The sequence below is a fragment of the Nonomuraea soli genome, assembly GCF_013761175.1.
Classification (GTDB): Bacteria; Actinomycetota; Actinomycetes; order Streptosporangiales; family Streptosporangiaceae; genus Nonomuraea; species Nonomuraea soli.
Window position 1 is genome coordinate 275,296 of record NZ_JACDUR010000003.1, and the last position, 14,851, is coordinate 290,146.

The 14,851-nt window shown below is 70.2% G+C and carries 16 protein-coding genes; 9 read left to right on the forward strand and 7 right to left on the reverse strand.

Annotated elements, in window-relative coordinates; all coding sequences use genetic code 11:
* Positions 1-4 precede the first annotated feature (4 nt).
* The 3 genes from lysS (at position 5) to HNR30_RS50110 (ending at position 3,489) form a co-directional block, all read left to right on the forward strand.
* Positions 5-1,567 carry a lysine--tRNA ligase gene (gene lysS, locus HNR30_RS14020; protein ID WP_181610280.1) on the forward strand — a complete coding sequence of 521 codons (1,563 nt, stop codon included), beginning with the start codon at positions 5-7 and terminating at the stop codon, positions 1,565-1,567.
* Between the two features lie 223 nt (positions 1,568-1,790).
* Positions 1,791-2,516 carry a glycosyltransferase family 2 protein gene (locus HNR30_RS14025; protein WP_181610281.1) on the forward strand — a complete coding sequence of 242 codons (726 nt, stop codon included), beginning with the start codon at positions 1,791-1,793 and terminating at the stop codon, positions 2,514-2,516.
* Between the two features lie 10 nt (positions 2,517-2,526).
* The gene (locus tag HNR30_RS50110; RefSeq protein ID WP_181610282.1) at positions 2,527-3,489 is read left to right on the forward strand and encodes a ketopantoate reductase family protein; all 963 of its coding nucleotides are present in this window, start codon (positions 2,527-2,529) and stop codon (positions 3,487-3,489) included.
* On the opposite strand, the gene HNR30_RS14035 is transcribed toward HNR30_RS50110, so the two are convergent.
* Positions 3,464-3,985 carry a DUF6886 family protein gene (locus HNR30_RS14035; RefSeq protein ID WP_181610283.1) on the reverse strand — a complete coding sequence of 174 codons (522 nt, stop codon included), beginning with the start codon at positions 3,983-3,985 and terminating at the stop codon, positions 3,464-3,466. The genes HNR30_RS50110 and HNR30_RS14035 overlap by 26 nt on opposite strands.
* A 54-nt stretch (positions 3,986-4,039) precedes the next feature.
* Between HNR30_RS14035 and HNR30_RS14040 the strand changes: the two genes are divergently transcribed.
* On the forward strand, positions 4,040-4,447 hold the full coding sequence (locus tag HNR30_RS14040) for a hypothetical protein (RefSeq protein ID WP_181610284.1): 408 nt from the start codon (positions 4,040-4,042) through the stop codon (positions 4,445-4,447).
* Positions 4,448-4,529: 82 nt separating this feature from the next.
* On the opposite strand, the gene HNR30_RS14045 is transcribed toward HNR30_RS14040, so the two are convergent.
* Positions 4,530-5,615, reverse strand: a complete 1,086-nt coding sequence (locus HNR30_RS14045) for a sensor histidine kinase (protein WP_181610285.1) — start codon at positions 5,613-5,615, stop codon at positions 4,530-4,532.
* Positions 5,612-6,262: a response regulator transcription factor gene (locus HNR30_RS14050; protein ID WP_181610286.1), complete on the reverse strand. Its 651-nt coding sequence runs from the start codon at positions 6,260-6,262 to the stop codon at positions 5,612-5,614. The genes HNR30_RS14045 and HNR30_RS14050 overlap by 4 nt, the downstream gene beginning before the upstream one ends.
* 87 nt (positions 6,263-6,349) lie before the next feature.
* Here HNR30_RS14050 and HNR30_RS14055 point away from each other — a divergent pair, with 87 nt between their 5' ends.
* A complete protein-coding gene (locus tag HNR30_RS14055) occupies positions 6,350-7,708 on the forward strand; it encodes a S41 family peptidase (RefSeq protein WP_246378565.1) in 1,359 nt (452 codons plus the stop codon).
* A gap of 34 nt (positions 7,709-7,742) precedes the next feature.
* Here the strand turns inward: HNR30_RS14055 and HNR30_RS14060 are convergent, their stop codons facing one another.
* Positions 7,743-8,174 (reverse strand): hypothetical protein, encoded by a 432-nt coding sequence (locus tag HNR30_RS14060; protein WP_312894401.1) that lies wholly within the window; start codon positions 8,172-8,174, stop codon positions 7,743-7,745.
* A gap of 62 nt (positions 8,175-8,236) precedes the next feature.
* Between HNR30_RS14060 and HNR30_RS14065 the strand changes: the two genes are divergently transcribed.
* Positions 8,237-10,135 (forward strand): sensor histidine kinase, encoded by a 1,899-nt coding sequence (locus HNR30_RS14065; RefSeq protein ID WP_181610287.1) that lies wholly within the window; start codon positions 8,237-8,239, stop codon positions 10,133-10,135.
* 24 nt (positions 10,136-10,159) lie between these two features.
* Here the strand turns inward: HNR30_RS14065 and HNR30_RS14070 are convergent, their stop codons facing one another.
* Entirely contained in the window at positions 10,160-10,618 is a 459-nt protein-coding gene (locus HNR30_RS14070) for an NUDIX domain-containing protein (RefSeq protein WP_181610288.1), read from the reverse strand.
* A gap of 26 nt (positions 10,619-10,644) precedes the next feature.
* Between HNR30_RS14070 and HNR30_RS14075 the strand changes: the two genes are divergently transcribed.
* Complete coding sequence (locus tag HNR30_RS14075; RefSeq protein WP_181610289.1) at positions 10,645-11,883, forward strand: MFS transporter; 1,239 nt, start codon at positions 10,645-10,647, stop codon at positions 11,881-11,883.
* Here the strand turns inward: HNR30_RS14075 and HNR30_RS14080 are convergent.
* Positions 11,803-12,501: an MBL fold metallo-hydrolase gene (locus tag HNR30_RS14080; protein WP_181610290.1), complete on the reverse strand. Its 699-nt coding sequence runs from the start codon at positions 12,499-12,501 to the stop codon at positions 11,803-11,805. The genes HNR30_RS14075 and HNR30_RS14080 overlap by 81 nt on opposite strands.
* 13 nt (positions 12,502-12,514) lie before the next feature.
* Entirely contained in the window at positions 12,515-12,646 is a 132-nt protein-coding gene (locus HNR30_RS49245) for a hypothetical protein (protein WP_281389635.1), read from the reverse strand.
* A gap of 236 nt (positions 12,647-12,882) precedes the next feature.
* Between HNR30_RS49245 and rho the strand changes: the two genes are divergently transcribed.
* Complete coding sequence (gene rho, locus HNR30_RS14085; protein WP_181610291.1) at positions 12,883-13,980, forward strand: transcription termination factor Rho; 1,098 nt, start codon at positions 12,883-12,885, stop codon at positions 13,978-13,980.
* 10 nt (positions 13,981-13,990) lie between these two features.
* Complete coding sequence (locus tag HNR30_RS14090) at positions 13,991-14,827, forward strand: putative RNA methyltransferase (protein WP_181610292.1); 837 nt, start codon at positions 13,991-13,993, stop codon at positions 14,825-14,827.
* The last annotated feature ends 24 nt before the right edge of the window (positions 14,828-14,851 follow it).

Consider the following 14,851-nt stretch of genomic DNA (forward strand, 5'->3'; position numbering starts at 1 on the left):
CGCGATGGATTGGGTTTCGAAGTTCGCTGACGAGGTCATGGCCGAGGCGGAACGCCGCGCCCCCGGCAAACCGATCGTCTGCGCCTCCGGACTCAGCCCCTCCGGCCCCATCCACCTCGGCAACCTGCGCGAGGTCATGACGCCGCACCTGGTCGCCGACGAGATCAGGCGGCGCGGCCACGACTGCGTGCACCTGCTCTCCTGGGACGACTACGACCGCTTCCGCAAGGTTCCGGCGGGCATCGACCCCTCGTGGGAGCAGCACATCGGCAAGCCGTACACCTCCGTGCCCGCCCCGCCGGGCAGCGAGCACCCGAACTGGGCCGAGCACTTCAAGGCGCCGCTCGTCGATGCGCTCGACGAGCTCGGCATCGAGGTGCGGGCGATCAGCCAGACCGAGATGTACACCAGCGGCGCCTACCGCGAGCAGATCCTGCGCGCGATGGCACGGCGCCACGAGATCAACGAGGTCCTGGCGCAGTATCGCACCGCCGAGGTCGCCGAGTACTACCCGTACCGGCCCTACTGCACCGAGTGCGAGCGCGACCTGACCAGGGTCACCGCCTACGACGAGGAGAGCACGGAGCTGGCCTACACCTGCGCGTGCGGCTTCGGGGAGACCGTACGACTGGCGAGCTTCGACCACGGCAAGCTCGTCTGGAAGGCCGACTGGCCGATGCGCTGGGCCTACGAGGGCGTGGTCTTCGAGCCGTCGGGCGCCGACCACCACTCTCCCGGCTCGGCGTGGGTCGTGGGCGGCCAGATCGTCGGCCCGGTCTTCGGCGCCGAACGGCCCATCGGCCCCATGTACGCCTTCGTCGGCATCACCGGCATGTCCAAGATGAGCAGCTCCAAGGGCGGGGTGCCGATCCCCTCCGAGGCGCTGGAGATCATGGAGGCGCCGCTGCTGCGCTGGCTCTACGCGCGCCGCCGCCCCAACCAGTCGTTCAATGTCGCCTTCGACCAGGAGATCCACCGGATCTACGACGAGTGGGACGCGCTCGGCCGCAAGATCGCCGAAGGGCGCGGCCTGCCCGCCGACGAAGCGGCGCACAGCAGGGCCGTCCACACGCTGCCGCTCACCGAGAAGGCTCTGCCGTACCGGATGCTCGCCTCCATCGCCGACATCACCACCGGCGACCAGGAGCAGCTCCTGCGCATCCTGCGCGACATGGGCGTCTCCACGCTCGACGAGGCGCGGCCCAGGCTCGACAAGGCGCAGCGCTGGGTGGCCACCCAGCTCCCCGCCGACGATCGCACCCGCGTGCTCCCCCAGCCCTCCGACGAGCCGCTGAGCGACGAGCAGCGCGAGTCGCTGCGCATGCTCGTCGAGGGCCTCGACACGCACTGGTCGCTCGACGGGCTGACCACGCTGGTGTACGGCGTGCCGAAGCTGCAGGCCGGCCTGCCGCTCGACGCCCCGGCCACACCCGAGCTGAAGACGGCCCAGCGGGAGTTCTTCGCCCTGGTCTACCGGCTGCTCGTCGGCAAGGAGACCGGCCCGCGGCTGCCGACGCTGCTGCTGGCGGTCGGCGTGGAACGGGCGAGGAAACTGCTGTCGCGATGACGGTGGTGATCACCGGAATCATGGCCTCGGTCGACGAGATCCTCGCTCGGTGGAACGAAGCAATCGTAGATCCGTAGAAACACCCATCCCCTGTCAAGGGCGAAGGACACATGTCCGGAACCGGTCTCGATCAGGGGTTGACCACGGAGGCGAAAGGAGATCTTTGTCGCCCCTGCAAGGCAGAGTCAAGTCACATGCAGGCTTGCAGGCGCACCCTTGGTCCATGAGCACCAGACCCGCGCACACCGTCAGCGTCGTGGTTCCCGCGATGAACGAGGCCGCCAACCTCCCGCACGTCTTCGCCACCCTGCCGAGCTGGGTGGACGAGGTCATCCTCGTCGACGGCAATTCCGTCGACGACACCGTGGCCGTCGCCAGGCGGCTGCGCCCCGACCTCCGCGTGGTCACCCAGACCCGCCGCGGCAAGGGCAACGCCCTCATCGAGGGTTTCGCCGCCGCGCAGGGCGACATCATCGTGATGATCGACGCGGACGGTTCCACCGACGGCAGAGAGATCGCCGCATTCGTGGCGGCCCTGGAAGCCGGCGCGGACTTCGCCAAGGGCTCGCGCTACATCACGGGCGGCGGCTCCGACGACATCAGCCCGATCCGCTCGCTGGGCAACCGCGTGCTGACCGGCCTGACCAACCTCCTGTACGGCACGCACTACACCGACCTGTGCTACGGCTACAACGCGTTCTGGGCCAGGCACCTGGCCGTCATGGAACTCGACTGCGACGGATTCGAGATCGAGACCCTGATGAACGTGCGCGCCGCCCAGGCCGGCCTGCTCATCGACGAGGTGCCCAGCCACGAGCGGCTGCGCCTGCACGGCGAGAGCAACCTGCACGCCGTCCGCGACGGCTGGAGAGTGCTGAAGACCATCTTCCGCGAGCGCTCCCGCCAGCCCCTCACCACCACCGAGACCGCCATCGCGCTGGCCAAGTAGGGTCAGGTGGGTGCGTTACATCATCATCGGGGCAGGAGCCGTCGGCGGCACCATCGGCGGGCGGCTCTTCCAGGCAGGTCATGACGTAGTCCTCGTGGCGCGCGGCGCCCACCTCGAGGCGCTCGACAACACCGGCCTGCGCCTGCTCACACCCGATTCAGACGACCTCCTCCCCGTCCCCGCGTCCGGCGGCCCCGTGCCCCCGCGCGCCGGCGACGTGCTCATCGTCGCCACCAAATCGCAGGACACCCTCTCCGCCCTCGAAGCCTGGCCACGTGACCTGCCCGTGGTCTGCGCCCAGAACGGCGTGGCCAACGAGGACATGGTGCTGCGGCGCTTCTCCCAGGTGTACGGCATGTGCGTCTGGCTGCCCGCCACCCACCTCGACCCGGGCGTCGTCGCCGCGTACGGCACGCCGCACTCGGGGCTGCTTCCCGTGGGGCGCTATCCACAGGGTGTGGACGACCTGGCGCACCAGATCGCCGCCGACCTGACCAAGAGCGGATTCGTCGCGCCTGCCGTACCCGACGTCATGCGATACAAGTACGGCAAGCTCCTCAGCAACCTCGGCAATGCCGTCGAAGCCCTCGTCGGCCACGCCGACGGCATGTCCGACCTCGCCAAGCAGGCCACCGCGGAAGGCGAAGCCGTCCTCGCCGCCGCCGGCATCGCCCACCCCACCCGCCAGGAGGAGCAGGACCTGCGCGGCAACCAGGTGGACCTGCGGCCCATCGAAGGCCTGGCACGCGGCGGCGGCTCCTCCTGGCAGAGCCTGGCCAGAGGGGCCGGCTCGATCGAGGCCGACTACCTCAACGGCGAGATCGTCCTGCTGGCCCGCCGCACCGGCGTCGGCGCGCCCGTCAACGAGGTGCTCCAGCGCGAGGCCAACAGGTTCGCCCGCGACAGGCACGCACCCGGCTCCATGCCCGTCGACGAACTGCGCCGCCTCATCGGCGAGCGTTCCGCAACCTGATACCGCTGAACTCCAGCGAACTGGAGATCACTTCCTCCCAGAAGGGCCACAGGCTGCGCATCACCCGCAGCTGGATGCCCTCACGCTCGTGCAGCCCGAGCAGGTCCGTCACCCGCTCGGGCGGCGCCAGCGGCCTCACCGGCACCGTCGCCACCACCGCGTTCTCGAAGCGGGCCTCGAACGGTTCGGCGGGCAGACGATAGGCGTACAGCTCCACCTCCTGCATCGCCTTCAGCCAGCCGTACTCGATCGCGTGCACCCGCGTGCCGCAGCCCGCGCCGATGATGCGATCACGGTCCTCGGCGGTCGTCGCCGGGCCCGTCCACGCCATCGCGCGCGGGCACTGGCGCGGGAACCAGTAGTCAGGACACCGCTCGGGACCGACGGCCCACACGAACGCGTCCTTCTCGTTCGACGTCGGCGCCACATGCGGCGCGAATTCCGTGATGGCCGGGTCTTCCGAGAAATGCAGCACCTGTCCAGGCGCTGGTTTCATGGGCACTCCTAAGGGAAGTGGGGACTCGCTCTGACGAGGAGGAGTGAATTCGCCATGGTAGTTCTGGGAGTCCTTCTGGTCCTGGCCGCAGCTGGGACCATCGCCTTTGTCGCCGTCAATTCCAGCTCGATGTCCGAGGTCAGCTACAGCGCGTTCGGCTACTCGGTCTCCGCGAACCATCTGGAGATGTTCGTGGCCGGAGCGGTCGTCGCCGCCGTGCTGCTGCTCGGCATCGCGATGATCAACTCCGGGTGGAAGCGGGCCTCCGTCCGCCGCCGCCGCCTCCGCGAGGTCCGCCACGAGGCCGACGACCGGGTCGCACGGCTGGAGGAGGAGAAGCGAGACCTGCAGCGCAAGCTGGAGGAGGAGCACACCTCGCGGCCTGACGTCCAGCCGGTCCAGCCCGCCGCCGACCACGCGGCCACCGACCGCCTGGTGCACCGGGACACCACCCGAGCATGATCCCCCGGGGGGCCCTCTCCGGGGCCCCCCGCACCCGGCCCCCGTGACGCACTTCCGGGTACGGTCGCGCGGATCCGCTCACTCAGCGAAACCGGACCTCCAACGTCAGCCCGCCCCCCGCGTTCGCCTCCGCCCTGACCTCCGCGTCATGGGCCGCCGCGATCGACGCCACGATCGACAGCCCCAACCCCGCTCCGCCGAGCGAGCGCGTCCGGCTGTGCAGGCGCCGGAACGGCTCGAACAGCTCCCCCACCCGCCCCCCCGGCACCACCGGCCCGGTGTTGCTCACCAGCAGGCGGCGGTCGCCGTACAGGCTCACCGTGACCGACCCCCCCGGCCGGTTGTGGCGGGTCGCGTTGTCGAGAAGGTTGGCCACCAGGCGGGTCAGCAGGATCGGGTCGCCGGTGACCGTACAGGGTTCCAGGTCGAGCCGGACGTCGAGATCGTGAGCGGCCGACTCGCCCGCCACCTGGCGGACGACGTCGTCGAGGGCGACCGCCTCCAGGTCGACGAGCCCGCGGTCGCTCTGGGCCAGGAGCAGCAGCCCGTCGATGAGCCGCTCGCTTCGCTTGGTCGTCTCCAGCAGCTCGTGCCGGATGCGTGCGAGCTCCTCGGGACCGGGGTCCGCCAGGCCGATCTCGATCGCGGCCCGCTGGATGGCGAGAGGGGTGCGCAGTTCGTGCGATGCGTTGGCGGCGAAGCGGCTCTGCGTGTCGACCGAGCGCTCCAGCCGTTCGAGCATCGCGTCGAAGGTGTCGGCGAGCTCGCGCAACTCGTCGTGCGGGCCACGCAGCGCGATCCGCTCGTGCAGGTTCGAGAGCGACAGCCGGCGCGCCGTCGCGGTGATGTGGTGGATCGGACGCAGCACCCGGCCGGCCATCCACCAGCCGCTGCCCAGCGCGACGGCGGTGAGCACCACCATGACGAGCAGCGTGAAATCCCACTGGTAGGCCAGGACGAGGTCGGGCAACGCCCCGATGGCCCGCTCGATCTCCGCCTCGACGGCGCGGACGGGCGGCCCCGGCAGAGGCAGGGGCCCGCGCATCAGCATGTCGACCCGCTTCTCCAGTACGGCTCGCAGCAGCACGTTCACGGTGACCAGCAGGGCCGCCGAGGTGATCAGGAACAGGCCCGCGTAGAGGGCGGTCAGCCGGAACCTGAGGCTCACACCCGGTACCCCGCGCCTGACACGGTCTGGATGACCTGCGGTTCGCCGAGTTTGGTGCGCAGCTTCCTGATCGTCACGCGGACCACGGTGGTGAACGGGTCGGTCTGGTCGTCCCAGGCCTGCTCCAGCAGTTCCTCCGCGCTCACCACCCGGCCGCGGGCCCGCATCAGCACCTCGAGGACGGCGAACTCCTTGCGTGAGAGGTTCAGGTAGCGGCCGTCGCGGAAGGCCTGCCTGCGCGGCGTGTCGAGCACGATGCCGTGCTGCCCGGTGAGCACCGGGGGCAGGGCGGCCTCGCCGCGCCGGCCGAGCGCCTGGACCCTGGCCACGAGCTCGGCGTAGGCGAAGGGCTTGGGCAGGTAGTCGTCGGCGCCCAGGGAGAGCCCGGCCACCCGTTCGGGCACCGAGGCGGCGGCGGTGAGCATGAGGATGCGGGTGCTGCCGGCGGCCAGCAGGCGGCAGATCTCGTCGCCGTGCACCTCGGGCAGGTCACGGTCGAGCACCAAGACGTCGAAGTCGCCCTCGCGCACCGCCCGCAACGCCTCGGCCCCGTCGTAGGCCACCTCGACCGTCATCGACGCCCTGCGCAGGCCCTCGGCCACCAGATCGGCCAGGAAGCGCTCATCCTCCGCCACCAGAACGCGCATGCTCCCTTGATAGCTCGAAGGGCGTAACAGTGCGGTTAACGTTTGCGGTCACCGCCGTCAGATGCCCGGATCGGCACGCTGGGCGGCATGAGAACAGTGATCCTGGCGCTGGCCCTCACCGCCACCCCGCTCGCGCCGACCGGCGCCGCGCCGACCACCGCTGCTACGACGGCCTCCGCCGACGCCTGCGTCCCGCTGACCAAGGAGCCGGGCGAGGAGTTGAAGCCCACCACGATCGACACGATCGGCCAGGCCTTCGACTGCGTCTTCGAGCACTACTACGCCGCCCCCGTCCTGGACCACCGCCCCATGCTGCTGCGTGCCTTCGCCAAGCTCACCGCCGAGTTACAGCGCCGCGACCTCGACTCCTCCGACGCGGTGATGCCCCCGCTCACGGGCGACAGGGGCAAGGACTGGGCGGCCTTCGCCGAGACCTACCGCGGCCTGGCCGCGCATGTACCAGCCGACGCGCAGCAGGCACTCGCCGCGGCCACCATGCGGGGGATGATGAGCGCGCTGAACGACAACCACGCGGGCTGGGACCGGCCCGAGGGCGACGGCACCGCGTACGGCGTCGGCATCCTGGGGGTGTCGGCGCGGCCCGACGACTCCGCGGCGCGCGGCCCGCTGTACATCACCAGGCTGCAGCCCGGCAGCCCGCTGGCCAGGCGGGGCGTACGGCCCGGCGACGTCATCGTCTCGATCAACGGCCACGCACCTTTCGTCAACGGCTTCCTCGTGCCCTCGGCGCTCGACCCGATCATGGGCAAGGAGCCGGTGGAGCTGACCCTGCGCCGCCCGGGCAGCGGGCGCACCTGGAAGGTGAAGATCACTCCCGTCCCCTTCCAGCCGGAGCGGCCCACGGTGAGCGCCGAGCGGCTGGAGGGTGACGTCGCCTACGTCAAGGTGCCCGGCTTCTACGGCGGCGTGGCCGACGAGGTCCGCAAGGCGGTCGAGGGACTGAGCGTGAAGCGCGGGGTCGTCCTCGACCTGCGTGGCAACGGCGGCGGCTCGCCGAGGGAGGTCACCCGCCTGCTGGGCGCCTTCGCACACGGCAAGGTCACCAGCTACTTCTGCGACGTGCGCGACCAGTGCACGCCCAACCGCACCGACGACAGCGTGCCGCTGCTCGGGCTGCCGCTGACGGTCCTGGTCGACCGGGAGTGCGCGTCGGCCTGCGACGACTTCTCGGCAGCCGTGCGCGGGCTGGGCCTGGGCGAGCTGGTGGGCACGCGTACGGCGGGCCTGGTGTCCGGTCCTGGCGCGCCGTACCTGCTGTCGGACGGCAGCGTGATGTCGTTGCCGAAGCTGCATCACCGGGGGCCGGGCAAGGAGATCGTCGACACGATCGGCGTGCCTGCCGACCATCAGGTCCTCACGAGGGCTGAGGACCTGGCGGCGGGGCGCGACCCGGCGCTGTCCAAGGCTTTGGAGGTGCTGCGCTGACGAGAACCAAGAGGAGGCCGGCGTAGCGGACGCGCTAGCCGGCCACCGGCTCCTGCGCCTTCGACGGCATCAGCCGCCCTTCCCTCCACAGGGCGAAGCCGGTGACAACCGCCCCCGCCCCCTCCCAGAGCCCCACCCCCAGGAACTCCTGCGGCGCCGCCCCCGTGACCACCAGCGTGGTGAACACCGTGAACGTCACCAGCCGGAACGGCACGGTCCAGCGGAAGAACGGCACGAAGTCGTGCGCCGCCGCGAAGACGTAGTACACGCCCATGTTGATCGCCGCCATCGACGAGGCCGCCATGTAGACCTTCGTGTAGTCGCCGGGCGCCCGCTCGTCGAGCACCTCGAAGCCCAGCAGCCCGAGCAGCCCGTCGGGCTGGACGAGCCCGTAGAGGCCCAGGGCGAAGGCGAGGAAGCCGAAGACCGCAATGGTCCAGCCGGACGAGGAACGCGGAAGACGCACGGAAATCCTCCTAAAGGGGGTGTAATCTTCGAGGCGCTCTTATCTTGCACCCCGGAGTCCACATGCCCCCCAAGCGTGGCCGCCCGATCGCCCTCAAGATCCTCATCCTGCTCTCCGTCCCCCTGGCGGCACTGGCCGGGTTGTGGGGCTTCGCCGCAGGCCTGACCGGCAACGACGGGCTGCGGCTGCTGGAGATCGACAGCCTCGTCGAGAACCTGGCCACCCCCTCCGAGCAGGTCAACATCGAGCTGCAGCGCGAGCGCCTGCTGACGGTCGAGCTGTACACGGGGGCTCCCAGGCAGCACGACCTGGTGCGGCAGCGGGCCGCCACCGACGTGGCGGTGGCCAGGCTGGCGGCCTCCATCGAGGAGCAGGGCACGCTGGCTCCCGAGCTGAAGACGCAGGTGAACGCCCTCACGCGCGACCTCGCCGGGCTGCGGTCGCTGCGCGGGGAGATCGACGAGCGTACGGTCACCGTGGTGCGCGCTATGGGCGTCTACAACCGCATGGTCGACGCGGGATTCCGCATGTACGACAAGCTCATCCTGGTGCCCGAGCTGGCGCTGTACCGGCAGGCGCGGGCGGTGACCTCGCTCGGCGAGGCCAAGGAGCTGCTGTCCCGCGAGCGGGCCCTGATCGTCGTGATCATGGCGGCCGATCGGGTCGACGACGAGGTCCGGGCGATGTTCGCCGAGACGGTCGCGACGCGGCGGCTGCTGTTCGAGCAGGCGTTGTCCTACCTCGACGGCAACCTGCGCCAGCCGTACCTCCAGCTGGAGGGCTCGCCGCGCTACAAGAGGTTCCTGGAGATCGAGGAAGCCGTCCAGGCGCAGTCCATCGGCACCGGGCTCCCCGCGTCGTCCGCCTCGTGGCCCGGGGTGAGCGCGCAGCTCTGGGGCGAGATCGAGCGCAACCAGGTCCAGGCGGTGGCGGGCCTGGTCGACCGGGTGACCCCGGCTGCCTCGGGCATCCTGGTGAAGATCGGGGTGGCGGGCGTGCTGGGCCTGGTGGCCGTGGGTGTGGCGATCTGGGTCTCGCTGCGCTTCCGCCGCAAGCTGGTGCGCGAGCTGGCCGGGCTGCGCGACGCGGCCACGGCGCTGGCTCACGCGGGGCTGCCGCAGGTGGTCAGGCGCCTGCAGAACAACCCGCGTGCCGTACCCGAGCCGATGCCGCTGGAGATCCGTACCCTGACCACCGAGGTGGCGGACATCGCGCAGGCGTTCAACTCGGTGCAGACCACGGCGATCGAGGCGGCGGCGGGCCAGGCCAGGCTGCGGCACGGCGTCAACCAGGTCTTCGTCAACCTGGCCCGGCGCAACCAGTCGCTGCTCCACCGCCAGCTCCTGCAGCTGGACGAGATGGAGAAGTCCGCGCCCGACCCGGAGACCCTGGAGGACCTGTTCAGGCTCGACCATCTGACCACCCGCATGCGCCGCCACGCGGAGAGCCTGATCATCCTGTCGGGCCACGCGGCGGGGCGCGGCTGGCGCCGTTCTGTGCCGATCGTGGACGTGATGCGCGCGGCGGCGGCCGAGGTCGAGGAGTACGCGCGGGTCGAGATCACCCTCCCGCCGAAGCTGGCGCTCACGGGCGGGGCGGTGGCCGACGTGGTGCACCTGCTCGCCGAGCTGATCGAGAACGCCACGCTGTTCTCGCCGCCGACCACGCGGGTGGACGTGCGGGCGTTCCAGCCCGAGGTGGGCGGCGGCCTGGCGATCGAGATCGAGGACCGGGGGCTGGGCCTTCCCGACGCCGACCTCGACGAGCTCAACGCGCGGCTGCGCACCGCTCCCGAGTTCGACCTGGCGGAGAGCGACCGGCTGGGGTTGTTCGTGGTGAGCAGGCTCGCGGGCCGTCACGAGATCACCGTGACGCTCGGCCCGTCGCCGTACGGCGGGCTGACGGCCACCGTGCTGCTGCCGAGCTCGGTGATCGCCGACCAGCTGGCCCTCAGCAACTGACCGCCGCCGAGCAGGCCCGCTGAGCTAGCCGCCGTTGAGCAGGTAGCGGGTCGTGCCCGAGTCGCGGGCTTCCGCGGCGAGCACGAGCCTGGCGTGCGCGGGCGCCGGAAGCAGCTCGCGTGCCTCGTCCACGCTGAAGAACCCGTACTCGTCGAGCTCCGCCTCCTGCAACGCGATAGGTGTGTCGGCGGGCAGCGTGCCGCAGTCGAACAGGAAGTGCACCAGCGGGTAGGGCCGGGGCGGCAGGGCGTCGTTCCACTGCACCACCAGCAGCTGACCGGCCACCAGTTCCAGCCCGAGCTCCTCACGCACCTCGCGCACGCATCCGCGCGCCGGTTCCTCCCCTTCGTCGATGCCGCCGCCGGGGAAGAGCCAGTGGTCGCGGTAGTTCGGATTGACCAGAAGCACCCGCCCGTCAGGGTCGGTGATGTAGGCCCCCGACCCGGCGAGCACCCGGTAAACGGACTGCCAGTAATTGTCCATGAAATCCCCTAAGTACTCTTTTACTCATGGCGCTGCTCTTCTGGGCCGTCGGCGTGCTCGCCTACCTCGTCGCGGTCTTCCACCGACAATCGCTCAGTGTGGCAGGCCTCGACGCCGCCGAACGTATGGGCGTCAGCGAGGCCGGCATGGCCACGCTGGCCATGCTCCAGCTCCTCGTCTACGCCCTCATGCAGGTCCCCGTCGGCGTCCTGCTCGACCGTTTCGGCTCCAAGCGCCTGCTGCTGACCGGCGCCCTCACCATGGCCGCCGGCCAGCTGGTCTTCGCGCTGTCCGACAACCTCCTGTACGGCATAGCGGCCCGCATGCTGATCGGCCTGGGCGACGCGATGACCTTCATCAGCGTCGTCCGCCTGGTGAACCTGGCCTTCCCGCCCCATCGCAACCCGCTGCTCCTCCAGCTGACGGGCCTGATCGGCCAGCTCGGCGCGATCGCCTCGACCGTGCCGATGATCGCCTCGCTGCACACCTACGGCTGGGCGCCGACCTTCTACGGCGCCGCCGGGGTGGGCGTGGTCATGGCCGTCCTGCTGATCGCCGTCCTGCGCGACAAGCCCTCGGGGCAGGCCGCGGAGCCCGGGCTGAAGGCGGCCTGGACCCATCCGGGCACCCGCCTGGGCATGTGGACCCACGTCGCCACGCAGTGCTCCGCGGCCGCCTTCCTCCTGCTGTGGGGATACCCGTTCCTGGTCGAGGGCCAGGGGCTGGCGCCCCAGACCGCGGGCGTGCTGCTGGCGACCCTCACGGCGGTGGGCATGGTCTGCGGCCCCGTCCTGGGCTATCTGGCCGGCCGTTACCCGCTGCGACGCTCCTGGCTGGTGCTCGGCGTGATCGGATCGACCGCGGCCGCGTGGACGGCGGTGCTGGCCTGGCCGGGACACGCGCCGCTGTGGCTGCTCGTGGTGCTCGTGGTCGTGCTCGCCGCCAACGGTCCCGGCTCGATGATCGGCTTCGACTACGCGCGCACCTTCAATCCGGCCGGCCGTATCGGCGCCGCGACCGGGATCGTCAACGGAGGCGGCTTCCTGGCCTCCATGTCGGTGATCGCGCTGATCGCGATCGGGCTGGAGGTGTTCGACGACTACCGGCTCGCCTTCCTGCTGCAGTATCCGGTCTGGCTGCTCGGCGTGGTCCAGGTGCTGCGTTACCGCGCCAAGGCCAGGCGGCTACTCGCCCAGCTGGATGAAGGGCTCGGCGAAGTGCGCGGTGCCCAGGAGCCTGCGCTCGGCACGAAGGCGCTCGACTAGCGCGATCCTGGCCCGGGAGGCCAGGTCGGCGTCGTGGTCGTGGACGTAGCGGATCGTCGGGTCCGCCAGCTGCACGGGATGGTGCAGGATGTCGGCGGCCAGGGTGAACTCCCCGGTCTCGACGATCTGGTGACCGGGCGTGTGCCCTGGCGTGTGTCGTACCCACACCCCTGGAGCGACCTCGGCGTCGCCGTCGACGGTGGTCATCAGCTCGCCCAGCGGGTTGGGATCGGCGGCCTGCACGATGTGCCGGGCGTTGCGGAAGACCGGCTTGCCGTCGATGACCGTGCCGCCGTAGTGGTCGCTGTGCATGTGGGTGATGATCACCGTGTCGACGTCGCCGGGCTCGACCCCGGCCGCCGCGAGCTCGCTCAGCAGGTGTCCGGGAGCCGGAGCCCAGTCGGAGGCCGGCCCGATGCCGGTGTCGACCAGGGTCACGTGGCCTTCGTCGCCGCGGAGCAGGTAACAGTGGAAGTGGAGGATCCACTCGCCCTCGTCGTGCGGCGCTCCGAGGAAGGTCTCCTGGAACGGCCTGCGGAGCGAGGGCCCCATCGGGCCGACCGCGTCGCACAGCGGCGTGATCTCGACTGTACCGATTTTTCGTGACTCGTACGGCATGCAGCCGATTGTCTCAGGCGGCGACCGGGTGGAACTCGTTGTCCAGGTCGGCGGCGTAGACCGCGCGGCAGCAGTTGGCGCAGCGGTACACGATCGGGCCCTCGTCGAGCTGCTGGTGACAGTCAGGGCAGTGGGTCTTCTGCATCGTTCTCTCCCCCTTGTGGTGAAGCCATGGAAGCACGGGTCGCTTGCAGTGCACTTGACACGATGACCCCCGCGCTGCTAATCGTTCTATGACCTAGTACGCAGTCGCGTCAGCGACTTCCCGGGAAATAGTCCGATCGGGTGATGCGTTCCAGGTATCAGTGGCGTTGAGCTCCAGCTCCGCCCGATTCCATTTCTTTTCCCCGCTTCAAGCGGGCTGCCCTCCAAGGGATCCTCATGTCTGTAGAAACCATTCCCAAGCAGCGCCCTGCCACGACCGTGAGCGGGCTGCTCGACATCCGCGACCGCGCAGCGTTCCTGCGCACCTCCTACGCCCCCTCGTCAGGGGACGTACGGCTCTCGACCGACCGCGTCAAGCAGCTGGGCCTGCGCTCGGGCGACCACGTCGTCGCCCTCGTGACCGGCACCAAGCTCACCGAGGTCGTCTCGGTCAACGGCAGCGCCGAGTGGCGCTCGCGACCGCACTTCAACGATCTCACCCCCGTCCATCCCGACTCCCGGCTGAACGTGGAGACCGACTCGCTCACCACCCGCGTGGTGGACCTGTTCGCCCCCATCGGCAAGGGCCAGCGCGGGCTCATCGTGGCCCCGCCCAAGGCCGGCAAGACCATGGTCATGCAGGCGCTGGCGGCCGGGATCGCGCGCAACCACCCCGAGGTCACGCTCATGACCGTCCTGGTCGGCGAGCGCCCGGAGGAGGTCACCGAGATGCGCGAGATCATCCCGGGCGAACTCGCCTACTCCACCTTCGACCGTCCCGACCGCGACCACGCCGCCGTCGCCGAGCTGGCCGTCGAGCGCGCCAAGCGCCTCGTCGAGCTGGGCCACGACGTGGTCCTGCTGCTCGACTCGCTGACGCGGCTCGGGCGCGCCTACAACAACCTCGCGCCGGGCGGCGGGCGCGTGCTCACCGGCGGCATCGACGCCGGCGCCGTCTACCCGCCCAAGCGCTTCTTCGGCGCCGCCCGCAACCTGCGCGAGGGCGGCTCGCTGACCATCCTGGCCACCGCTCTCGTCGAGACCGGCTCCAAGATGGACGACGGACTCTTCGAGGAGTTCAAGGGCACCGGCAACATGGAGATCAGGCTGTCGCGCGGCCTGGCCGACAAGCGCCTCTACCCCGCCGTCGACCTCGACTCCTCCAGCACCAGGCGCGAGGAGCTCCTGTTCGCCCCCGGCGAGCAGCAGGTCGTCTGGAAGCTGCGCCGCATGCTCAACTCGCTCGAGAAGCAGCAGGGTCTGGAGCTGCTGATCGGCAAGCTCCGCGAGACCCCGTCGAACGCCGCCTTCCTGGCCGAGGCGCTGTCCGCCTGATAATGGACGGATGCTCGCTGACATCGTCGACCACCTCCGCTGCCCGGTCTGCCACGACCCGGTACGGCTCGCGGACGGCGCGGTGCGATGCCCCCGGCGACACGCCTTCGACGTGGCGCGGCAGGGATATGTGAGCTTCCTGGCCGGTTCCCAGGCGCCGGGAACCGCCGACACCCCCGAGATGGTCGCCGCCCGCGCCGACTTCCTCGCCGCAGGGCACTACGCCCCCCTCGCCACCGAGCTTTCGGAGCTCGCCGCGAAAGCCGTCCACGGCTCCCCGGTCGTCGTCGACGCCGGAGCCGGTACCGGCTACTACCTCGCCGCCGTGCTCGACGGCCTGCCCGGAGCCACGGGCATCGCCTTCGACATCTCCAAGCACGCGATCAAGCGCGCCGCCAGGGCCCACGAGCGCCTGGGCGCCTTCGTCGCGGACGTCTGGAAGCCGCTCCCCATCGCCGACAACGCCGCTGACCTGCTGCTCGACGTCTTCGCCCCGCGCAACGGCCCGGAGTTCCTCCGCGTGCTCAGACCGGGCGGCAGGCTGGTGGTCGTGACACCGGGAAGGTCACATCTCAGTCCCCTGGTTGACGAACTGGGTCTGTTGTCGGTTGATGATGCAAAGGAGCAGCGGATCTCCCGGAGCCTGGCCGGTTTCACCGAGGTCGGGAGGCGGACCGTGAGGGCCGGGATGCTGCTCGGCAGCGCGGAGATCGTTCAGGTGGTGGCGATGGGACCAAGCGCGTGGCACACCGACATGTCAGGGCTCAAGGAACGCCTGGCGAAAAATCATGGCAAGGTAGCGGTGGAGGCCGAGTTTCACCTGTCTACCTTCGAAGCCCTAGCATGATCAAGACCCCTTTCTTGACTGACT